Below are 20808 nucleotides of genomic sequence, written 5' to 3'. Positions count from 1 at the left end.
GGAGCACCGTGGTGGGCTCGGCGTCGGCCGCCCAGACCGCGGGGCCGTTCGTGGGGGCGGACTCCGCAGCGGCCGGGCCTTCCTGCCCGGCGTCGCGCACGTAGGGGCGGACCAGGGCCGGGTCGCCGTCGAGCGGCGGCAGGACCGCGGTCTCGTCGTTGCTGAAGTCGCCGCCGACGGCGCCGTTGACGCCGCCGCTCACGCCGCCGTCACCGACGGCTCTGCCGTCCCCGTCACCTGGCGGAAACGCCATCATTCCCCCTGCTCGGGTCGCATGCGCGAACGCTCTTGCTCGGTCGACTCGTGGGTCGATCGGGGCGATTATGCAGCATCCGTGTGACGCGGCGAACAGGCGACCGGCAGGCGACCGTCAGTCGGTGAACACGCGGCCCGGCGCCTCGAGCGAGTCGTCGGCCAACGTGCGCAGCATGGCCAGGAGTTCGGCGTGCTGCTCGGGGGAGTAGCCCTCCAGCTTCTCGCTGAGCTGCTCCAACCGGGCCGCCGAGAGGCGGTCGATGACGTCCTTGCCGGCCGGAGTGAGCGTCAGCACGCCGAGCTCGTCCCGCTGGACACGTCCGGAGGCGACCATTGCGTCCAGTTTCGGGCGGATCTCGTCCGGTGTGACCTTAAGCCGTCGGCAGATCTCGTCCTCGGTGATGGGGCCGGCATTGTGGAGCCGGAAGAGCCCGTAGGCCTGCGGGACGGAGATGTCGACGCCGCTGCGGTCGATGGCGCGGCCGTAGCGCTCCCAGATGTTCTGGCGGCTGGACAGCCGGGTGATCATGCCCTCGATCTCCTCCGCCGAGCTGCGGAACGCGGGCGGCCCGGCCCCCTCGACCTGGTTCGTGCGCGTGGCCGTGCGCAACGGGACCTCGCGCAGGAACAGCGACAGGACGAAGGCCAGCACCGCGATCCCGGCCGCGACCAGGTAGACCGTCTGCAGCGAGACAGCGAAGATGTGCAGGAACGGGTCCAGCAGCGGCTTCAGCGCGGGCGGCGCCTTGTGCACGCTGGTCGGGTCGGCCAGCACCTGCTGCGTCGGGAAGTGCGGCGAGAGCGTCCCGTCCTTCTCCGCCGCGGTGATCTTCGACTTCAACTGGTTGTTGAGCACCGTGCCGAAGATCGACGCGCCGAACGAGCCGCCGATGGACCGGAAGTAGGTGACGCCGGAGGTGGCCGTGCCCAGGTCCGCGAAGTCGGTGGAGTTCTGCACCGCGATGATCAGCACCTGCATCACCAGGCCGAGTCCCAGCCCGAGGACGAGCATGTAGACGCCCATCACGGTGGCGCTGGTCCTCTCGTCCACCTGGGCGAGCAGCACCAGCGCGACGCAGGTCAGCGCGGTGCCGATGATCGGGTAGATCTTGTACTTGCCGGTGCGCGAGATCAGCTGGCCGGTGCCGATCGAGGTGATCAGCACGCCCGCCATCAGCGGCAGCAGCCGCAGCCCCGACTCGGTCGGGGAGTTGCCGTTGACCACCTGCATGTACAGAGGGATGTAGGACAGCGCCCCGAACATGCACAGGCCGATGATGAAGCCCATCCCGGAGCAGACCGTGAAGATCCGGTTGCGGAACAGCCGCAACGGCAGCACGGGCTCCGGCGCGCGCTGCTCCCAGAAGATGAAGCCGGCGATCAGCAGCACGGCGCCGATCCCGCAGCCCCAGACCTCCGCCGAGTTCCACTGCCACGTCGTCCCGCCGAGGCTCGCGATCAGCACCAGACAGGTGGACGCGGCGGCCAGCAGCAGGGTGCCCAGATAGTCGATCTTCGGCCGGGACTCGGGGCGCTTGGCGTGCAGCGCGGTCGCGATGACGGCGAGCGCGACCGCACCGACCGGCAGGTTGACGTAGAAGACCCAGCGCCAGTTGAGGTTGTCCACCAGGAAGCCGCCCAGCAGCGGGCCGACCACCGAGGAGACGCCGAAGACCGCGCCGATCACGCCCTGGTAGCGGCCGCGCTCGCGCGGCGGCACGACGTCGGCGATGACCGCCATCGCGAGCACCATCAGCCCGCCGCCGCCCAGGCCCTGGAGCGCCCGGAAGGCGATCAGCTCGGTCATGTTCCGCGACTGGCCGCACAGGGCCGAGCCGATCAGGAAGATGACGATGCAGATCAGGAAGACGTGCTTGCGCCCGAAGAGGTCGCCGAGCTTGCCCCACAGCGGGGTGGTCGCGGTGGCGGCCAGCATGTACGCGGTGACCACCCACGACAGGTGGTTCGCCCCGCCGAGGTCGCCGACGATCGTCGGCAGCGCCGTGGAGACGATCGTCTGGTCGAGCGCGGCGAGGAACATGCCGAGCATGACGCCCAGGAACACCAACCGCACCCGGCCCGCGGTCTCCGGCACGGGAGGCTGCTCCTCGGGACGCGCGTCAACCGCCTGCTGCTGGGCCATGCCCCCAGCAAACCCCGCCCCCGCCCCCCAGTCGTCCCAGCGAGGCCGAACGAGTGAGCCCCGCCCCGGTCCCGGTCCCGGTCACGCAGTCACGCAGTCACGCGTACGCGACCTCCAGCTGTTTGATGCCGTTGAGCCAGGGGGAGCGGAGGCGCTTGGGTGCGCCGCGGAGGCGGATGGAGGGCATGGCGTCGGCGATGGCGTTGAAGATGAGGTCGATCTCCAGGCGGGCGAGGTTGGCGCCGAGGCAGAAGTGGGGGCCGCCGCCGCCGAAGCCGAGGTGGGGGTTGGGGTCGCGGAGGATGTCGAAGCGGTCGGGGCGGTCGAAGACGTCCTCGTCGTTGTTCGCGGAGGCGTAGAAGATGCCGACGCGCTGCCCGGCCCTGATCTCCGCGCCGCCCAGGTCGACGTCGCGCGTCGCCGTGCGCTGGAAGGAGATGACGGGCGTGGCCCAGCGGACGATCTCGTCCGCCGCCGTCTGCGGGCGGCGCTCCTTGTAGAGCTCCCACTGCTCCGGATGCGTCAGCATCGCGTGCATGCCGTGGCTGGTGGCGTTGCGCGTGGTCTCGTTGCCGGCCACGGCCAGCACCAGGACGAAGAAGCCGAACTCGTCGCTGCTGAGGTTGCCCTGGCCGGAGGCGTTGACCAGCTGGGTGACGATGTCCTTCGCGGGGCAGGCCTTGCGCTCCTCGGCCATGCCCATGGCGTAGCTCATCAGCTCGATCGCCGACTGCATCCCCGTCTCCTGGCCCAGCGCCAGCTCGGGGTCCTCGTAGCCGACCATGGTGTTGGTCCAGTGGAAGATCCTGCTGCGGTCGGCCTGCGGGATGCCGATCAGCTCCGCGATGGCCTGCAGCGGCAGTTCGCAGGCGACGTCGGTGACGAAGTCGCCGGTGCCCTCCTTGGCCGCCGCGTGGACGATCCGCTCGGCGCGGTCGCGCAGGGTGTCCTGGAGCGCGTGGATGGCGCGCGGGGTGAAGCCGCGCTGGACGATGGAGCGGAGTCTGGTGTGTTCCGGCGGGTCCATGTTGAGCATGATCAGCTTCTGGCCGTCGATGCCGGACGGGTCGATGGAGGGGTGGAACCGGATGATCGCGGTGTTGGTGTGCGAGGAGAAGGTCTCGGGGTGGGTGGAGACCTCACGGACGTCCGCGTGCCGGGTCACCGCCCAGTAGCCGCCGTCGTCGAAGCCGGTCGTTCCGTCTGCCTGCGGTATCCAGCAGGCGGGCGCGGTGCGGCGCATCGTGGCGAACTCGGGGAGCGGCACGCGCTGCAGGTTCAGTTCCGGATCGGTCGGGTCGAATCCGTCGGGCAGGGCCGGACAGGACATCAAGGGCCTCCTGAGGGGCTCCTGGGGCTGGACGCTGTCGCTGATGGGACTCCGAACAGCTCTGACGGAGCGTCAGATTTTCACTCGACGGTAGTAACACGTTCTAGTGGATGCAAGGGCCTTGCGCCCAGGGTCTGCGGACGCATACAAAGGTCCGCAGAACTAGAACGAGTATCAGTTCTGGGCCACTCGGGAGGGACCGCTCATGGCCGCTGAGCCCGTCATCGTCGAGGCAGTGCGCACCCCCATCGGCAAGCGGGGCGGCGCGCTGGCCAACCTGCATCCCGCCTACCTGCTCGGTGAGACCTTCCGTGAACTGCTGGCCCGCACGGCCGTCCAGCCGGACGTCGTGGAGCAGGTCGTCAGCGGCACGGTGACCCACGCCGGCGAGCAGTCCATGAATCCGGCCCGCAACGCGTGGCTGGCGATGGGCCTGCCCTACGAGGTCCCGGCCACCACCGTCGACTGCCAGTGCGGCTCCTCGCAGCAGGCCAACCACATGGTCCACAACATGGTCGCCGCGGGCGCGATCGACGTGGGCGTGGCCTGCGGCGTCGAGTCCATGTCCCGGGTCCCGCTGGGCGCGGCCTCCGCGGGCGGCCACGGGCGTCCGTTCCCCGAGGAGTGGAACGTGGACCTGCCCAACCAGTTCGAGGCGGCCGAGCGGATCGCCCGCAGGCGCGGGCTGACCCGCGCGGACGTGGACCACCTCGGCCTCGTCTCCCAGCAGCGGGCCCAGCAGGCGTGGGCGGAGGAGCGGTTCAAGCGCGAGACCTACGCGGTGCAGGTGCCGACCACGGAGGCCGAGCAGCACGCGGGCCAGGGCATGTGGCGTCTCTTCGACCGCGACGAGGGTCTGCGGGACACCTCCGCCGAGGCGCTGGCCGGCCTGAAGCCGGTGATGCCGACGGCGGTCCACACCGCGGGCAACTCCTCCCAGATCTCCGACGGGGCCGCCGCCGTCATGTGGGCCTCCCGTCGCGCGGCCCGCGCTCTCGGCCTCACCCCGCGCGCCCGCATCGTCGCCCAGGCGCTGGTCGGTTCCGACCCGCACTACCACCTCGACGGCCCGATCGACGCGACGCGCGCGGTGCTGGGCAAGGCGGGCATGTCGCTGAAGGACATCGACATCGTCGAGATCAACGAGGCCTTCGCCTCGGTGGTGCTGTCCTGGGCTCAGGTGATGAAGGCCGACATGGACAAGGTCAACGTCAACGGCGGCGCGATCGCCCTCGGTCACCCCGTCGGCTCCACTGGCGCCCGTCTGATCACCACCGCCCTGCACGAACTGGAGCGCAGTGGCAGGGAGTTCGCCCTCATCACGATGTGCGCCGGCGGCGCGCTGGCGACGGGGACGATCATCCAGCGGATCTGAGGCGGCCGCGTCCGCCGGCGGCGGGCGCAAGGCGACGGCGCGGTCCGCACCGCGCCGTCGCCCTTGCACAGAAAATCAAGCAAGCATGCTTGATTGTTTCTTTTCCGGCTGCCAGGCTGGGCGCATCGCGTCGGGTGGGCTTGCCGGAAGGGGCAGAGGTGTCCGAATCGATCCTGCGGGTCGGGAACGCGTCAGGGTTCTACGGGGACCGGTTCGACGCCGTGCGGGAGATGCTGACCGGCGGGCCGTTGGACGTGCTGACCGGGGACTATCTCGCCGAGCTGACCATGCTGATCCTCGGCCGGGACCGGATGGGCGATCCGGGGCTCGGGTACGCCAGGACATTCCTGCGGCAGATGGAGGAGTGCCTCGGGCTCGCGCTCGACCGCGGGGTGCGGGTGGTCGTCAACGCGGGCGGCCTCAACCCCGGCGGGCTGGCGGAGAAGCTGCGGGAGCTGGCCGCGACGCTGGGGCTCGGGCAGGCGCGGATCGCGCATGTCGCGGGGGACGACGTGCTCGCCGCCGTGCAGGCGACGCGGACGGGGGTGCTCGCCGCCAACGCGTACCTGGGCGGGTGGGGGATCAGCGCCTGCCTGGACGCCGGGGCGGACGTGGTCGTCACCGGACGCGTCACCGACGCCGCGCTGGTCAGCGGCGCGGCCGCGGCGCACTTCGGGTGGGCGCGGGACGACTGGGACCGGCTGGCCGGGGCCGTCGCCGTCGGGCACGTGCTGGAGTGCGGCACCCAGGCGACCGGTGGCAACTACTCCTTCTTCCACGAGCTGCCGCCCGCCGCGCGGCTGCGCCCCGGCTTCCCGCTCGCCGAGATCCACGCCGACGGCAGCGCGGTCGTCACCAAGCACGAGGGCACCGGCGGCGCCGTCACCGTGGAGACGGTCACCGCCCAACTCCTGTACGAGACGGGCCCCGCCCGCTACGCGGGCCCCGACGTCACCACCCGCCTGGACACCGTCCGCCTCGCGTCCGACGGTCCGGACCGCGTCCGGATCAGCGGGGTGCGGGGCGAGGCCCCGCCGCCGACGCTCAAGGTGGGCGTCAACCGGCTCGGCGGCTGGCTCGGCGAGACCGTGTTCGTCCTCACCGGCCTCGACATCGAGGCCAAGGCCGAGTTGATGAAAGATCAGCTCGCCGCGGAGCTCGGCGAGAAGCAGCCCGCCGAGCTCCACTGGACGCTGGCCCGCACCGACCACCCCGACGCGGCGGGCGAGGAGGAGGCCAGCGCGCTGCTGCGGCTCGTCGTGCGCGACCAGGACCCGAAGCTGGTCCGCCACGCCACCGCGACCGTCCCCGTGGCGTCGGCGCTCGCCGGGTATCCCGGCTTCCATGTCGCCGGGCTGCCGCAGAAGCCCAGCCCGTACGGCATCTTCGAGGCGCTGACGGCCGATCCGGCCGAGGTCCGGCACACCGCGCTGCTCCCGGACGGCCGCGGCGTCGCGATCGAGCCCGCGCCCGCGAGACGGGTGCTGGAGCCGGTCCCTGAGCCCGAACTCCCGCAGCCGCTGGACGCGGCCTGGTTCGGGGCGGTCCGTCGCGCGCCGCTTGGCGCCGTCGTCGGCGCGCGCAGCGGCGACAAGGGCGGCAGCGCCAACGTCGGCGTCTGGGCCCGCTCCGAGGACGGCTGGCGCTGGCTCGCGCACACCCTCACGGTGGCGCGCCTGAAGGAACTCCTGCCCGAGGCTGCCGAGTTGGCGGTCACCCGGACCGTCCTGCCGAACCTGCGGGCGCTCAACTTCACCGTCGAGGGAATCCTCGGCGACGGGGTCGCCTCACGGGCCCGGTTCGACCCGCAGGCCAAGGCGCTCGGGGAGTGGCTCCGCTCCCGCCACCTCGACATCCCGGAGGCACTCCTGTGACCGTCCTGACCACCGACGTCGATCCGCGCGGCGCGGAGTTCGCCGAGCGGCGCGAGGCCATGCTCGCCAAACTGGCGGAGCTGGACGCCGAGCACGCCAAGGCGGTCGCGGGCGGCGGCCCCAAGTACGTGGACCGCCACCGCGCCCGGGGCAAGCTCCTCGCCCGCGAGCGCATCGAGCTGCTGATCGACCCGGACACGCCCTTCCTGGAGCTGTCCACCCTCGCCGCCTACGGCAGCGAGTACCCGGTCGGCGCGGGTCTGGTGACCGGCATCGGGCGGATCTCCGGCACCGAGTGCCTGATCACCGCGAACGACCCGACCGTGCGCGGCGGCGCCAGCAACCCGTGGACGCTGAAGAAAGCACTGCGCTGCCACCAGATCGCGCTGGAGAACCGGCTGCCGCTGGTGAGCCTGGTCGAGTCGGGCGGTGCGGACCTGCCCAGCCAGAAGGAGATCTTCATCCCAGGTGGCGCGATGTTCCGCGACCTGACCCGTCTCTCCGCCGCCGGCATCCCGACCGTCGCCGTCGTCTTCGGCAACTCCACCGCCGGCGGGGCCTACGTCCCCGGCATGTCCGACCACGTCGTGATGATCGACGAACGGTCCAAGGTCTTCCTCGGCGGACCGCCGCTGGTGAAGATGGCCACGGGAGAGGAGAGCGACGACGAGTCCCTCGGCGGCGCCCGGATGCACGCCCGCGTCTCCGGCCTCGCCGACCACTTCGCCGCCGACGAGGTCGACGCGATCCACCGCGCCCGCCGGATCGTCGCCCGCCTGGAATGGCGGAAGCAGGGCCCCGGCCCGGCCGCCGGGCCGGTCGAGCCGCCGAAGTACGACGAGGAGGAGCTGCTCGGCGTCGTCCCGTCCGACCTGCGGCAGCCCTTCGACCCGCGCGAGGTCATCGCCCGCGTCGTGGACGGCTCGGAGTTCGACGAGGTCAAGCCGCTGTACGGGCCCAGCCTGGTGACGGGCTGGGCGCGGATCCACGGCTACCCGGTCGGCATCCTCGCCAACGCGCAGGGCGTCCTGTTCAGCCAGGAGGCCCAGAAGGCCGCGCAGTTCATCCAGTGGGCCAACCAGCGCGACATCCCGCTGCTCTTCCTGCACAACACCACCGGCTACATGGTCGGCAAGGAGTACGAGCAGGGCGGCATCATCAAGCACGGCGCGATGATGATCAACGCGGTCTCCAACTCCACGGTGCCGCATCTGTCGTTGCTGGTCGGCGCCTCCTACGGCGCGGGCCACTACGGGATGTGCGGGCGGGCCTACGACCCGCGCTTCCTGTTCGCCTGGCCCAGCGCCAAGTCGGCCGTCATGGGCCCGCAGCAGCTCGCGGGCGTGCTCTCGATCGTCGCCCGCGCCTCCGCGCAGGCGCGTGGCCAGGCTTACGACGAGGAGGCCGACGCCGGTCTGCGGGCGATGGTGGAGCAGCAGATCGAGGCGGAGTCGCTGCCGATGTTCCTCTCCGGCCGCCTCTACGACGACGGCGTGATCGACCCGCGCGACACCCGCACCGTGCTGGGCCTGAGCCTCTCCGCGATCCACTCCGCGCCGGTCGAGGGCGCGCGCGGCTACGGAATCTTCCGACTGTGAGCGCGCAGCTGAGACGCAGAGGAGGTGGCGGGCCCCGGAGTGAGGAACGAGCGCAGGGGCACGCGACCGCATCGGAGTCGAAGCAAAGCAGGAACGAAGAAGGCGTGATGTGACGGCCATGACCACTGAACTGGGAGCCAACACCGTGATCGGATCCGTGCTGGTGGCCAACCGCGGCGAGATCGCCCGGCGCGTCTTCCGCACCTGCCGCGAACTCGGCATCTCCACCGTCGCCGTCTTCGCCGACCCGGACGCGGACGCGCCGTTCGTGCGCGAGGCCGACGCCGCCGTCCGGCTGCCGGGAGCCGTGCCCGCCGACACCTACCTGCGCGGTGACCTGGTCATCGCCGCGGCCCGCGCCGCCGGCGCGGACGCGGTCCACCCGGGCTACGGATTCCTCTCCGAGAACGCCGAGTTCGCCCAGGCCGTGCTCGACGCCGGGCTGACCTGGATCGGCCCGCCGCCGAGCGCCATCGCTGCGATGGGCGTGAAGACGCGAGCGAAGGAGCTGATGGCCGACGCGGGCGTACCGGTGCTCACCGTCGCGGGCGAGCCCACCCACGAGGACCTGCCGCTGCTGGTGAAGGCCGCCGCGGGCGGCGGCGGGCGCGGCATGCGCGTGGTCCGCGAACTCGGCCGGCTCGACGCCGAGCTGGCGACGGCCCGGCAGGAGGCGCTGGCCGCCTTCGGCAGCGACGAGGTGTTCGTGGAGCCGTACGTCGAGACCGGCCGCCATGTCGAGGTGCAGCTGCTCGCCGACGCCCACGGCACCGTCTGGGCGGTCGGCGAACGCGACTGCTCGATCCAGCGGCGGCACCAGAAGGTCGTCGAGGAGGCCCCCGCGCCGCTGCTCGCCGAGGACACCCGCGCCCGCCTGCACGAGGCCGCCCGGGCCGCCGCCCGCGCCATCGGCTATGTCGGCGCCGGGACGGCCGAGTTCCTGCTCGCACCCGACGGACGGTTCTTCTTCCTGGAGATGAACACCCGCCTCCAGGTCGAGCACCCTGTCACCGAGTGCGTCACCGGGCTCGACCTCGTCGCACTCCAACTCCTCGTCGCCGAGGGCGGACCGCTGCCGTCGGCCGAGCCGCCCGCGCCGCTCGGCCACGCCATCGAGGTCCGCCTCTACGCCGAGGACCCGGCCCGCGACTGGCAGCCGCAGACCGGCACCGTCGAGCGCCTCGACATCCCGGGCGTCACAGGCGAGTTCGCCCCGCCGCGCGCGGGCGAGCGGGCCGGGCTGCGCCTCGACTCCGGAGCCGTGGCGGGCAGCGAGGTCGGCGTCCACTACGACGCGATGCTGGCCAAGGTCATCGCCTGGGCGCCCACCCGGGCCGAGGCCGCCCGCCGGCTCGCGGGCGCGCTGGAGCGGGCCCGCGTCCACGGCCTGACCACCAACCGCGACCTGCTCGTCCGGATCCTGCGCCACCCCGAGTTCCTGGCCGGACGCGTCGACACCGCGTTCCTGACCCGGCACCCGGGCGCGGGCGCGCCCGAGAAGGACGTCGTGGCGCTCGCCGCGCTGGCCGCGGCACTCGGCGACGCCGCCGCCAATGCCGTGCCCATCGCCGGAGGTTGGCGCAACGTGCCGGCGCACCCGCAGGTCAAGCGGTACGCCCACGAGGGCGTCGAGCACGAGGTCCGCTACCGCCTCACCCGCGACGGCCTGCGCGCCGAGGCGTACCCGGACGTCGCGCTCGTGGCGGCCGCGCCGGACCGCGTCGTCCTCGAAGTCGAGGGCGTGCGACGGACGTTCGGCCTCGCCCGGTACGACTGCGGCCGGGGTGTGCCGCTCGTTCACGTCGACTCCCCGCTGGGCGCGATCGCGTTGACCGTGCTGCCGCGTTTCCCCGAGCCGGAGCGCGAGACGGCCGCCGGGTCGCTGCTGGCGCCCATGCCGGGCACGGTCGTTCGCGTCGAGGCGGCCGTGGGCCACGCGGTGACGGCTGGTCAGCCGCTGCTGTGGCTGGAGGCGATGAAGATGCAGCACCGCATCACCGCGCCGACCGACGGCGTGGTCACCCAACTTCGCGCGGCCGTCGGCCAGCAGGTCGACACCGGCGCGCTCCTCGCCGTCATCGGCGAGCCGACAGAGTCGTCAGCGAACCAGTCGATCGCCAGCCAGGAGGGGACTCGCACCCATGACCGCGACGTATGAGAGCACCTTCGTCGAATCCGAGGAGCGCCGCGATCTGCGCGCCGCCGTAAGGACGCTGGGGAGCCGCTACGGCCTCGACTACCTGATCGCCTGCGGCAAGGAGCACCGGCCCGCCGACGAACTGTGGCGCGAGGCGGGCAGGTCGGGCTTCCTCGGGGTCAACCTGCCCGAGGAGTACGGGGGCGGGGGCGCCGGCATCCAGGAGCTGGCCATCGTCCTTGAGGAGCTCGGCACGGCGGGCTGCCCGCTGCTGATGCTGGTGGTCACGCCCGCGATCTGCGGCAGCATCCTCGCCCGCTTCGGCACCGACGCGCAGAAGCAGGAGTGGCTGCCCGGCTTCGCCGACGGCACCCGCCGGATGGCCTTCGGCATCACCGAGCCCGACGCCGGCTCCAACTCGCACCGGATCACCACCACCGCGCGCCGCGACGGCTCCGACTGGATCCTGAGCGGCCAGAAGGTCTTCATCTCCGGCGTCGACGCGGCGGACGCGACCCTCGTCGTGGGCCGCACCGAGGACGCGAGGACCGGCAAGCTCAAGCCCGCCCTGTTCATCGTGCCCCGGGAGAGCCCGGGCTTCGAGTACAAGCCCATCGAGATGGAACTGCACCTGCCCGAGCGGCAGTTCCAGCTCTTCCTGGACGACGTGCGGCTGCCCGCCGACGCCCTGGTCGGCGACGAGGACGCGGGCCTGCTGCAGCTGTTCGCGGGCCTCAACCCCGAGCGGATCATGGCCGCTGCCTACTCCGCGGGCATGGCCAGGCTGGCTCTCGACCGCGCCGTCGAGTACGCCAAGGAGCGCACGGTCTGGAAGGACCCGATCGGCGCGCACCAGGGCATATCCCACCCGCTGGCGCAGGTCCGCATCGAGCTCGAGCTGGCCCGGCTGATGACCCAGAAGGCCGCGTTCCTCTACGACGCGGGCGACGACTTCGGCGCGGGCGAGGCCGCGAACATGGCCAAGTACGCGGCGGCGGAGGCGGCCGTGCGGGCCGTCGACCAGGCCGTGCAGACGCTCGGCGGCAACGGCCTGGCGTCCGAGTACGGCCTCGCCTCGCTGATCGCGGGCGTGCGGGTCGGCAGGATCGCGCCGGTCAGCCGCGAGATGATCCTCAACTTCGTCGCCCAGCACACCCTGGGGCTGCCCAAGTCGTACTGAGTCCCGTCCCGCTGGATCCGGTCCCGGTGGACGGATCCGCTGGTGCCCGCGGGGGCGACGTAGAGTTCCTCACGGAAAGGAAACACCGTGTCGACAGCAACCGCCGCCTCCGCGCGCGCCCCCAAGCAGGACCGCAGCAGAGCGACCCGCCAGCGGCTCCTGGAGGCGGCCGTCGACTGCCTGGCCGAGGCGGGCTGGTCCGGCAGCACGGTCGCCGTCGTCGCGGAACGCGCCGGCGTCTCCCGGGGCGCGGCCCAGCACCACTTCCCGACCCGTGAGGACCTCTTCACCGCGGCCGTCGAACACGTCGCCGTCCAGCGCCGCGCGGAACTCGACGCCCGCGCCGCTGCGCTCCCGGCCTCCGGCCCGCGCCGCAACGAGGCCGTCGTGCGGATGCTCGTCGGCCTCTACACCACTCCGCTGTTCCGCGCCGCGCTGCAGCTGTGGGTCGCGGTCAGCACCGACGACCAGCTCCGGCCCCGCGTCACCGAGCTCGAGTCCCGCATCGGCCGCGAGACCCACCGCACCGCGGTCGCCCTCCTCGGCGCGGACGAGTCCCGCCCGGGCATCCGGGAGACGGTGCAGGCCACCCTCGACATGGCGCGCGGCCTCGGCCTCGCCGACGTCCTCAGCGACGACAGCGAGCGGCGTGAGCGCATCGTGCGCCAGTGGGCGCGGATCCTCGACGCGCAGCTGTGAGCCGACTCGTTCGGGTGAAGACTTTCTGACCCCTGGCGTGCCTCTCCGACGCTCCGTGAAGCTGGTCCCGAACGCGGAGGGGGTGCACCATGAGTGCTATGACGCAAGAGGCGGTGCCTGCGGAGTCCGACCTCCTGGAGAGCTTTCTCGCCCTGGAGACCCCGAGGGGTTTCCGGGCCGAGCTCATCGAGGGGAGGATCGTGGTGTCACCTCCGCCGGACGGGGATCACCAGGACATCATCGAGCTCATCACGCATCAGGTGTATCGCCATGCGTCGGTCTCGATGCAGCAGTCGGGGAACACCGGATTGAAGCTGCCGGGTAGCCCGAAGAACCACGTGATTCCCGACATCACGTTCGCACCTCGGGAGCTCCGCCTCTTTCGCGGCGCTCCACCGTGGATGTCGAGCGACGGCGTCGCGATGGTGGTCGAGGTGACGAGCACACGGCCCTCGGACGACCGGACGATCAAGCGGCACTGCTACGCGCAAGCGGGCATCCCGCTCTACCTGATCGTCGATCGGACCGAGGGCCAGGTGATCCTTTACAGCGGCCCCTCGGGTGACGACTACCTGCACGGGGCGACGGTCGCGTTCGGAGAGTCGCTGGCGCTGCCCGAGCCGTTCGGGTTCGCGCTGGAGACCTCAGAGTTCCTCTGAGGTTCAGGACTGCCGGCGGCGGCGGGAGCGGCTCCAGCTGATGAAGAGGCCGCCGCCGACGCCTGCGACCAGCAGGGCGACGAAGCCGGAGATCTTCGCGGTGGTGTTGTCCTTCTTCGGGGCGGGGGTGGCGCTCGGGGCGGGCGAGGAGGTCGAGCTGTTGTTGTCCTGCCCCACGACCATGTTCGGGAGCGCGACCGTGTGGGTCGAGGACGAGCGGGGCGCGTCGGCGAACGCGGGAGCGGTGGCCCCCAGCAGAACGGACGCGCAGAGCGCCACGGCGGCCACCTGTGCGGCGGGTCGACGGACGGCGGAAAACATGACGAAAGGCCCCTTCGATGATCAACGTGTACGCATCACCCTAACCTGATCCGCCTACTGCTCCTGCACACGGCCGTGCCGGTCAACGGTCAACGTGCGTGGTACAGCGCGGGCTCCTCATCGGTGACGGCCTCCGCCAGGCCCGTCTTCACCAGTCGGCGCAGATGCGCCGCCGCCTCCGAGACGGCGAGATGGCGTGCCAGGAAGCCGAGTTCGGACCAGGGCCGGTTCCAGTGCATGCCCTGGGCGGCCTCCCACAGGGTCATGGGTCTGCCGCGCAACTGTCTGTGCAGGTCGGCGAGGCGAGCCGCGTGGTGGTCCAGCAACTCCCGCACCCGGCCCGGCGCGTCCGTGAAGCGGTACTGGTGCGCGGGCAGGATCTCCTCGGGGCCGAGCGCCGCGATGCGTTCCAGGGAGTCGAGGAAGTCGCCCAGCGGATCCGTCGGTTCGTCCTGCGGGTTCTCCGGGTACAGCGACACGACGGGGCTGATGGTCGGCAGCAGGTGGTCGCCGCTCAGCAGCCGGGTCCGCGGCCTCTCGTCGAGGAACAGGCAGACGTGGCCGGGCGTGTGGCCGGGCGTCCACATGACGCGCAGCTCGCGGCCGGGGACCCCGGCGCTCTCGCCGTGGACGAGTTCGCGGTCGGGGACGAGCGCGCCGAGCGCCGCAGGGCCGGCCTCGGAGTCGTCGCCCCAGGAACGCAGCGCCGCGAGGTGCTCCTCGGGCAGGCCGGCCGCGCGCATAGAGCGGGCCATCCGGTCGATCCACTTCTCCGCCGGGACGTCCCGGATCGCCCGCACGACCGCGGCCTCGGCCGCGTGCATGCCGACCCACGCGCCTGAGCTCGCCCGCACGTGCGCGGAGAGGCCGTGGTGGTCGGGGTGGTGGTGGGTGATCAGGACGCCGTGGACGTCCTCCAGGGCGAAGCCCGCCTCGGCGACGCCGGCGCGCAGCAGCTCCCGGCCGGTCGGGTCGTCCCAGCCGGTGTCCACCAGGACCGGGCCGGCGTCGCTCTCCAGCAGGTGGACCAGCGTGTAGCGCAGGGGGTTGTCCGGTATCGGCACGGGGATGCTCCACACGCCGCCGCCGAGATCCTGGACGGGCGGGAGCGCGCGATCGCGCCACGCCTTCCGGTCGGGCTGCTCCTCCTGCGGATCCGGCAAGGACACGGGCACGGCCACGGGCTGCCTCCTCGGAAATGCAACGCGTTCTTTGCGCAATACACCTATCGCGGCAGCGTACTGCATGGCCATTGCCGCCTATAACTAGAACTGGTATCAGTTCTCGTGGAGTGGATCGGGGAGTCGCGAAGACGCGGTTCGGGAGGAGAGAGACCGATGGTCGACGGCGTGACCGAGTACGGCGAGCTCTACATCGGCGGATCGCTCGTGGCGCCGGCCGGCGCCGAGGTGATCGAGGTGATCTCCCCGCACACCGAGGAGGTCGTCGGACGTGTTCCGCACGCCGCGCGCGAGGACGTGGACCGCGCCGTCGCGGCCGCGCGCCGGGCCTTCGACGAGGGTCCCTGGCCGCGGATGAGCATCGAGGAGCGGATCGAGGTCTGCGCCCGGATCAAGGACGGCATCGCCGCCCGCGCGGACGAGATCGCCCGCGTGATCAGCTCCGAGAACGGCTCCCCGTACTCGTGGAGCATCCTGGCCCAGGCCTTCGGGCCGGTGATGATCTGGGACTCCGCGATCACGATCGCGAGGGACTTCCGCTACGAGGAGTACCGCAACGGCGTCCTCAGCCCGTTGCTGGTCCGCCGCGAGCCGGTCGGCGTCGTCGCGGCCGTGGTCCCGTGGAACGTCCCGCAGTTCGTCGCGGCGGCGAAGCTCGCGCCCGCCCTGCTGGCCGGGTGCACCGTCGTGCTCAAGCCCTCGCCGGAGACGCCCCTCGACTCCTACCTCCTCGCCGAGATCGCCACCGAGGCCGGGCTGCCCGAGGGCGTGCTCAGCATCCTCCCGGCCGACCGCGAGGTCAGCGAGTACCTGGTCGGCCACGCCGGCATCGACAAGATCTCCTTCACCGGCTCGGTCCCGGCGGGCAAGCGCATCATGGAGGTCGCCTCCCGCAACCTCACCCGGGTCACGCTGGAGCTCGGCGGCAAGTCGGCGGCGATCCTCCTGCCCGACGCGGACCTGGACGCGGCGGTCGCCAACCTCATGGGCTCCTCCTACATGAACAACGGTCAGGCCTGCGTCGCCCTGACCCGTGTGCTCGCGCCGCGCTCGCGCTACGACGAGATCGCCGACAAGATGGCCGCCGCCGTCGGCTCCCTCGTCGTCGGCGATCCGCTGGACGGCGCCACGCAGGTCGGCCCGCTGGTCGCCCGGCGCCAGCAGCAGCGCAACCTCGACTACATCCGGATCGGCCAGGAGGAGGGCGCGAAGGTCCTCGCCGGCGGGGGCGTGCCCGCGTCGCAGCCGCGCGGCTGGTACGTCGAACCGACGCTGCTCGGCTCCGTGGACAACCGAATGCGGGTCGCCCGCGAGGAGATCTTCGGCCCCGTCGTCTGCCTGCTGCCCTACGACGACGAGGCGGACGCGATCCGCATCGCCAACGACTCCGAGTACGGCCTCTCCGGCAGCGTGTGGGCGGCCGACGCCGCCCACGGCGTCGAGGTGGCCCGGCAGGTGCGCACCGGCACCTTCTCGGTCAACAGCTTCAGCCTCGACTTCAACGGCCCGTTCGGCGGCTTCAAGAACTCCGGCCTGGGCCGCGAGTTCGGCCCCGAGGGCCTGGCCGGCTTCCTGGAGGACAAGACCATCAACCTCCCCCAGGGCTACCCCGTCCCGGAGGGTGAGTGAGCATGGGCGACCGCTGGCGGGTGGAGGTCGACCGGGGCGTCTGCATCAGCAGCGGCTTCTGCGCGAACAGCGCGCCCCGGTCGTTCCGACTGGACGCGGCACGGCAGTCGCATCCGGTCGAGGACGAGATCGACGCGTCCGAGGTGGTTCTGGCCGCCGCGGAGACGTGCCCGGTGGAGGCGATCCTCATCCAGATGGCGGAGACGGGGGATCCCGTCTTTCCCGACTAGGGACGCTTACTCCCTGGGGCGCGAGGAACTGCGCTGCCGGCCGCCGGCGTGCGGATGGCTCTGCTCGTTCGGGGATGCGCCACTCAAGGTGGCTTGTCGCGCAGTTCCCGGCGCCCCTGACGTGGTGCGACTAATCCATGGTCAGCAGCTTGCAGGCCGTCTCGAGGTCGATGCGGACCTGGGCGATCGAGGCGCGGCCGGAGAGCCAGGTGACCAGCGCCGAGTGCCAGGTGTGCTCGATGACCCGCACCGCCGCCAGCTGCTCGCGGGTGGGGGGTTCGGTCAGGCCCATGGCGTCGAGGATGAGCTGCCCGGTGATCCGGCTGACCTGGTCGACCTCCGCGCTCACCGAGCGGTCGGCGAAGGTGAGGGCGCGGACCATCGCCTCCGCGAGCTGCGGCTCCCGCTGCAGGCCGCGGAAGGTGCGCATCAGCGTGTCCGCCACCCGTGCGCCGGCGTCCTCGCCCACGACGGGGTGCTTGCGGGTCTGCTCCTGGAAGAGCTGCAGCTGGTCCTGCATCGTCGCGACCAGCAGGTGCACCTTGGAGGGGAAGTACCGGTAGAGGGTCCCGAGGGCGACGCCCGACAGCTCCGCGACCTCGCGCATCTGGACTGCCTCGAAGCCGCCGCGCGACGCCAGCTGCGCGGCGGTGTGCAGGATGCGGCGTCGACGCGCCTCCTGTCGCTCCGTGAGCGGTGGCGCTGCCGGGCGTGGGCTGGTCGTCATCGGGTGCTCCTACGTGCCTGCCACTGGACCTCACGCATGATGGCGTACAGCGCGGGCGTGGCGCGAATCACCCGCCCCGGCCGATTTGGTCAAGCTACGGACCGGTAATCTTCAAGCTCTCTCACTGCCCGCCATGCTGGAACGTGTTCTAGATTACCCTGGCCGGGATCGCCCCGGGAGGCCGCGTGCCGACCGGGCGGCGCACCGGGAGACCAGCAAGAGACCCAGGAGAGGGGTCGAGTTGACCGTGAGCCACGACGACGCGCCTCTGCGTATCGCGCTGCTCTCGTACAAGGGCAACCCGTTCTGCGGCGGGCAGGGCGTCTACGTCAGACACCTGTCGCGCGAACTCGCCCGGCTCGGGCACGACGTGCGCGTGCTCGGCGGCCAGCCGTACCCCGTCCTGGACCACCACGCCGTCGATCCCGACGGGACGGGAAAGCTGGCCTTCACCGAGATCGCCAGCCTCGACCTCTACCGTGATCCCGACCCGTTCCGGACCCCGGGGCTGTCGGAGTACCGCGGGCCGGTCGATGTGCTGGAGACCGCGATCATGCGCACCGGCGGCTTCCCCGAGCCGCTGACCTTCAGCCTCCGCGCGCGGCGTCACCTCTCCCTGCACCGCGGCCGCTACGACGTCGTGCACGACAACCAGACCCTCGGCTACGGCCTGCTCGGCCTGGATCGGATCGGCTTCCCGCTGGTCACCACGATCCACCACCCGATCACCGTGGACCGCAAGCTGGACCTGGCCGCCGCCCAGGGCGGGCTCAAGAAGCTCTCCGTGCGCCGCTGGTACGCGTTCACGCGCATGCAGCGCCGCGTCGCCGCCCGGCTCGACTCGGTGCTGACCGTCTCCGAGAGCTCCGCCCGCGAGATCGTCGAGCACCTCGACGTCGCGCCCGGTCGCGTCCACGTCGTGCCGATCGGCGCGGACGTGGAGCTGTGGTCGCCGGACCCGTCCGTCGCCGAGGTCCCGGGCCGGATCGTCACCACCTCCAGCGCCAACGTGCCGCTCAAGGGCCTGGTCTTCCTGGTCGAGGCGCTCGCCAAGGTCCGCACCGAGCGCGACGCCCACCTGGTCGTCGTCGGCCGGCGGCCCGAGGAGGGCCCGGTCGCGGACGCGATCAAGCGGCTCGGCCTGGAGGACGCCGTCGAGTTCCGCGGCGGCATCGACGACGCCGCCTTCGTCGACCTGGTGCGCAGCGCGGAGGTCGCCTGCGTGCCGTCGCTCTACGAGGGCTTCTCGCTCCCGGCCGCCGAGGCCATGGCCACCGGCACCCCGCTGGTCGCCACGACCGGCGGCGCGATCCCGGAGGTCGCGGGCCCGGACGGGGAGACCTGCCTGGCGGTCCCGCCCGGCGATCCCGGTGCGCTGGCCGCCGCGCTCGGCCGGCTGCTGGACGAGCCCGAACTGCGCGCCCGCATCGGCGCGGCGGGCCGGGCCCGGGTGCTGGAACGCTTCACCTGGCGACGCGCCGCCGAGCTCACCGTCGAGCGCTATCGCGAGGCGATCGCCACCGGCGTCGGGCAGCACGCCCGTGCGGGCCGCGGCTGGCGTTACGTCTGACCGCCCTTGCTCTCCTTTCTCTTCGAGCCTGTCATCGTTAGGAGCCCCCGGCCGTGCTGACCGTCGACTTCTCCCGCTTTCCGATCGCCCCCGGCGACCGGGTGCTCGACCTCGGCTGCGGCGGCGGACGCCACGCCTTCGAGGTGTACCGGCGCGGTGGCCGCGTGGTCGCCCTGGACCAGAACGCGGACGAGATCCGCGAGGTGCGCAAGTGGTTCGCCGCGATGGAGCTGGAGGGTGAGGCCCCGGCCGGCGCCTCCGCGATCGCGGTCGAGGGCGACGCGCTCAACCTGCCCTTCCCCGACGACAGCTTCGACAAGATCATCATCTCCGAGGTGATGGAGCACATTCCGGACGACAAGGGGGTGCTCGCGGAGATGGTCCGCGTCCTTCGTCCCGGCGGCTCGATCGCCATCACCGTCCCCCGCTGGCTGCCCGAGCAGATCTGCTGGGCGCTCTCCGACGCCTACCACGAGGTCGAGGGCGGCCACATCCGCATCTACCGCGGCGACGAGCTGCTGGAGAAGATGACCGAGGCCGGTCTCGTCCCGCACGGCACCCACCACGCCCACGCGCTGCACTCGCCGTACTGGTGGATCAAGTGCGCGGTCGGCGTCGACAACGACAAGGCGCTGCCCGTCCGTGCCTACCACCAGCTGCTGGTCTGGGACATCGTCGGCGCTCCCGTCATCGGCATGCTCACCCGCCTGACGGAGAAGGCGCTCAACCCCGTCATCGGCAAGAGCTTCGTCGCCTACGCGACCAAGCCGCGCACCGGCGAGGCCACCTCGTTCGACGGCGCCGCGTTCGAGGCGGGCGCGTGAGGACGCTGACCCTGGACGGTGTGCTGACCGCCCAGCAGGCCGCGGCGACCGTCCACAGCATCCTCGCCGAGCAGCGCGCCGACGGGGCGATCCCGTGGTTCACCGGCGGCCACCTCGACCCCTGGGACCACGTCGAGGCCGCCATGGCCCTCGACGTGGCGGGCGAGCACGCGGCCGCGGAGGCCGCGTACCGGTGGCTGATCGGCAGTCAGAACCCGGACGGCTCCTGGTACGCGGCCTACCGCGAGGGTGTGGCGAGCGAGCTGAACCGCGAGTCCAACTTCTGCGCCTACGTCGCGGTCGGAGCCTGGCACCACTACCTCTCCACCGGCGACGACGCCTTCCTGGAGGAGATCTGGCCCACCGTCGGCCGCGCCATGGCCTTCGTGCTGGCGCTCGGCCGCGCGGACGGCACCGTCTCCTGGCGTCGCGACCAGGACGGCTCCGCCCCCGACGAGGCCCTGCTGACCGGCTGCTCCAGCATCCACCACGCACTGCGCTGCGCCCTGGCGATCGCGGACCACCTGGAGGAACCCCAGCCCGACTGGGAGCTCGCCGCCGGTCGCCTCGGCCACGCGGTCGCCCACCACCCGGAGCGCTTCCTCGACAAGGACCGCTACTCCATGGACTGGTACTACCCGGTCCTGGGCACGGCGCTGCGCGGCGCCGCCGCGAAGGAGCGCATCGAGCGCGACTGGGACCGCTTCGTCGTCCCCGGCCTCGGCGTGCGCTGCGTCTCCGACCGCCCCTGGGTCACCGGCGGCGAAAGCGCCGAGCTGGCACTGGCGTTGTGGGCGATCGGGGAGTCCACCCGCGCGGTGGAGATCCTCAAGTCCATCCAGCACCTGCGCCACACCGACGGCGGCTACTGGACGGGCTACGTCTTCGAGGACGACGCGATCTGGCCTGAGGAGCGCACCACGTGGACGGCGGGCGCGCTGCTGCTCGCCGTGGCGGCGCTGGGCGGGGACGAGGCGACGGTGTCCGTCTTCGGCGGCGAGTCGCTCCCCGCGGGGCTGACGGAGGAGTGCTGCGCGGCTGTCCACTGAGGGGGCGCCGCTCCGTCCACGGGGTGC

Annotated in this window: 18 protein-coding genes; 12 read left to right on the top strand and 6 right to left on the bottom strand. The window is 71.9% G+C overall.

Going from position 1 to position 20808, the window contains the following annotated elements; all coding sequences use genetic code 11:
- The 3 genes from TR48_RS43120 to TR48_RS11495 form a co-directional block, all read right to left on the bottom strand.
- A partial coding sequence (locus TR48_RS43120; protein WP_042365961.1) for a hypothetical protein occupies positions 1-202 on the bottom strand: 202 nt, incomplete at its 3' end.
- 168 nt (positions 203-370) lie between these two features.
- The gene (locus TR48_RS11500; protein ID WP_042365960.1) at positions 371-2398 is read right to left on the bottom strand and encodes an MFS transporter; all 2028 of its coding nucleotides are present in this window, start codon (positions 2396-2398) and stop codon (positions 371-373) included.
- A gap of 97 nt (positions 2399-2495) precedes the next feature.
- Positions 2496-3728, bottom strand: coding sequence for a cytochrome P450 (locus TR48_RS11495; protein ID WP_042365959.1), 1233 nt, complete (start codon positions 3726-3728; stop codon positions 2496-2498).
- Positions 3729-3933: 205 nt separating this feature from the next.
- On the opposite strand from TR48_RS11495, the gene TR48_RS11490 reads away from it, so the two are divergent.
- From TR48_RS11490 to TR48_RS11460, 7 genes are all read left to right on the top strand, one after another.
- Positions 3934-5103, top strand: coding sequence for a steroid 3-ketoacyl-CoA thiolase (locus TR48_RS11490; RefSeq protein WP_042365958.1), 1170 nt, complete (start codon positions 3934-3936; stop codon positions 5101-5103).
- A 158-nt stretch (positions 5104-5261) separates the two neighbouring features.
- Positions 5262-6977, top strand: a complete 1716-nt coding sequence (locus TR48_RS11485; protein ID WP_042365957.1) for an acyclic terpene utilization AtuA family protein — start codon at positions 5262-5264, stop codon at positions 6975-6977.
- On the top strand, positions 6974-8575 hold the full coding sequence (locus TR48_RS11480; RefSeq protein WP_042365956.1) for an acyl-CoA carboxylase subunit beta: 1602 nt from the start codon (positions 6974-6976) through the stop codon (positions 8573-8575). The genes TR48_RS11485 and TR48_RS11480 overlap by 4 nt, the downstream gene beginning before the upstream one ends.
- 118 nt (positions 8576-8693) lie before the next feature.
- Positions 8694-10733, top strand: a complete 2040-nt coding sequence (locus TR48_RS11475) for an acetyl/propionyl/methylcrotonyl-CoA carboxylase subunit alpha (RefSeq protein ID WP_052442582.1) — start codon at positions 8694-8696, stop codon at positions 10731-10733.
- Positions 10717-11892 (top strand): acyl-CoA dehydrogenase family protein, encoded by a 1176-nt coding sequence (locus TR48_RS11470; protein WP_042365955.1) that lies wholly within the window; start codon positions 10717-10719, stop codon positions 11890-11892. Before TR48_RS11475 ends, TR48_RS11470 begins: the two co-directional genes overlap by 17 nt.
- A gap of 87 nt (positions 11893-11979) precedes the next feature.
- Positions 11980-12591 (top strand): TetR/AcrR family transcriptional regulator, encoded by a 612-nt coding sequence (locus tag TR48_RS11465; protein WP_042365954.1) that lies wholly within the window; start codon positions 11980-11982, stop codon positions 12589-12591.
- Positions 12592-12689: 98 nt separating this feature from the next.
- Positions 12690-13250, top strand: a complete 561-nt coding sequence (locus tag TR48_RS11460; RefSeq protein WP_042365953.1) for a Uma2 family endonuclease — start codon at positions 12690-12692, stop codon at positions 13248-13250.
- Between the two features lie 3 nt (positions 13251-13253).
- Here TR48_RS11460 and TR48_RS11455 read toward each other — a convergent pair whose 3' ends face one another.
- Positions 13254-13571: a hypothetical protein gene (locus TR48_RS11455; protein ID WP_152627922.1), complete on the bottom strand. Its 318-nt coding sequence runs from the start codon at positions 13569-13571 to the stop codon at positions 13254-13256.
- An 89-nt stretch (positions 13572-13660) separates the two neighbouring features.
- Complete coding sequence (locus tag TR48_RS11450; protein ID WP_042366015.1) at positions 13661-14650, bottom strand: MBL fold metallo-hydrolase; 990 nt, start codon at positions 14648-14650, stop codon at positions 13661-13663.
- 258 nt (positions 14651-14908) lie between these two features.
- On the opposite strand from TR48_RS11450, the gene TR48_RS11445 reads away from it, so the two are divergent.
- On the top strand, positions 14909-16381 hold the full coding sequence (locus TR48_RS11445; RefSeq protein ID WP_042365951.1) for an aldehyde dehydrogenase: 1473 nt from the start codon (positions 14909-14911) through the stop codon (positions 16379-16381).
- A 2-nt stretch (positions 16382-16383) separates the two neighbouring features.
- Positions 16384-16611: a ferredoxin gene (locus TR48_RS11440; protein ID WP_042365950.1), complete on the top strand. Its 228-nt coding sequence runs from the start codon at positions 16384-16386 to the stop codon at positions 16609-16611.
- 130 nt (positions 16612-16741) lie between these two features.
- Here the strand turns inward: TR48_RS11440 and TR48_RS11435 are convergent, their stop codons facing one another.
- A complete protein-coding gene (locus TR48_RS11435) occupies positions 16742-17338 on the bottom strand; it encodes a TetR family transcriptional regulator (protein ID WP_042365949.1) in 597 nt (198 codons plus the stop codon).
- 133 nt (positions 17339-17471) lie between these two features.
- Between TR48_RS11435 and TR48_RS11430 the strand changes: the two genes are divergently transcribed.
- The 3 genes from TR48_RS11430 to TR48_RS11420 are packed head-to-tail and all read left to right on the top strand — an operon-like array spanning position 17472 to position 20781.
- Entirely contained in the window at positions 17472-18908 is a 1437-nt protein-coding gene (locus TR48_RS11430; RefSeq protein ID WP_084729226.1) for a glycosyltransferase family 4 protein, read from the top strand.
- A gap of 53 nt (positions 18909-18961) precedes the next feature.
- Complete coding sequence (locus tag TR48_RS11425; RefSeq protein WP_042365947.1) at positions 18962-19732, top strand: class I SAM-dependent methyltransferase; 771 nt, start codon at positions 18962-18964, stop codon at positions 19730-19732.
- Between the two features lie 20 nt (positions 19733-19752).
- The gene (locus TR48_RS11420) at positions 19753-20781 is read left to right on the top strand and encodes a prenyltransferase/squalene oxidase repeat-containing protein (RefSeq protein WP_042366014.1); all 1029 of its coding nucleotides are present in this window, start codon (positions 19753-19755) and stop codon (positions 20779-20781) included.
- The last annotated feature ends 27 nt before the right edge of the window (positions 20782-20808 follow it).

Source organism: Streptacidiphilus neutrinimicus (assembly GCF_000787815.1).
GTDB classification, from domain to species: Bacteria; Actinomycetota; Actinomycetes; order Streptomycetales; family Streptomycetaceae; genus Streptacidiphilus; species Streptacidiphilus neutrinimicus.
This window is presented reverse-complemented; position numbering and strand designations above follow the sequence as displayed.

Bases quoted from the DNA above. Each gene is read 5' to 3' on its own strand.
- TR48_RS11440 (WP_042365950.1), top strand. From the start codon at position 16,384: ATGGGCGACCGCTGGCGGGTGGAGGTCGACCGGGGCGTCTGCATCAGC.
- TR48_RS11490 (WP_042365958.1), top strand. From the start codon at position 3,934: ATGGCCGCTGAGCCCGTCATCGTCGAGGCAGTGCGCACCCCCATCGGC.
- TR48_RS11460 (WP_042365953.1), top strand. From the start codon at position 12,690: ATGACGCAAGAGGCGGTGCCTGCGGAGTCCGACCTCCTGGAGAGCTTT.
- TR48_RS11495 (WP_042365959.1), bottom strand. From the start codon at position 3,728: ATGTCCTGTCCGGCCCTGCCCGACGGATTCGACCCGACCGATCCGGAA.
- TR48_RS11435 (WP_042365949.1), bottom strand. From the start codon at position 17,338: ATGACGACCAGCCCACGCCCGGCAGCGCCACCGCTCACGGAGCGACAG.
- TR48_RS11470 (WP_042365955.1), top strand. From the start codon at position 10,717: ATGACCGCGACGTATGAGAGCACCTTCGTCGAATCCGAGGAGCGCCGC.
- TR48_RS11445 (WP_042365951.1), top strand. From the start codon at position 14,909: ATGGTCGACGGCGTGACCGAGTACGGCGAGCTCTACATCGGCGGATCG.
- TR48_RS11455 (WP_152627922.1), bottom strand. From the start codon at position 13,571: ATGTTTTCCGCCGTCCGTCGACCCGCCGCACAGGTGGCCGCCGTGGCG.
- TR48_RS11475 (WP_052442582.1), top strand. From the start codon at position 8,694: ATGACCACTGAACTGGGAGCCAACACCGTGATCGGATCCGTGCTGGTG.
- TR48_RS11500 (WP_042365960.1), bottom strand. From the start codon at position 2,398: ATGGCCCAGCAGCAGGCGGTTGACGCGCGTCCCGAGGAGCAGCCTCCC.
- TR48_RS11430 (WP_084729226.1), top strand. From the start codon at position 17,472: ATGCTGGAACGTGTTCTAGATTACCCTGGCCGGGATCGCCCCGGGAGG.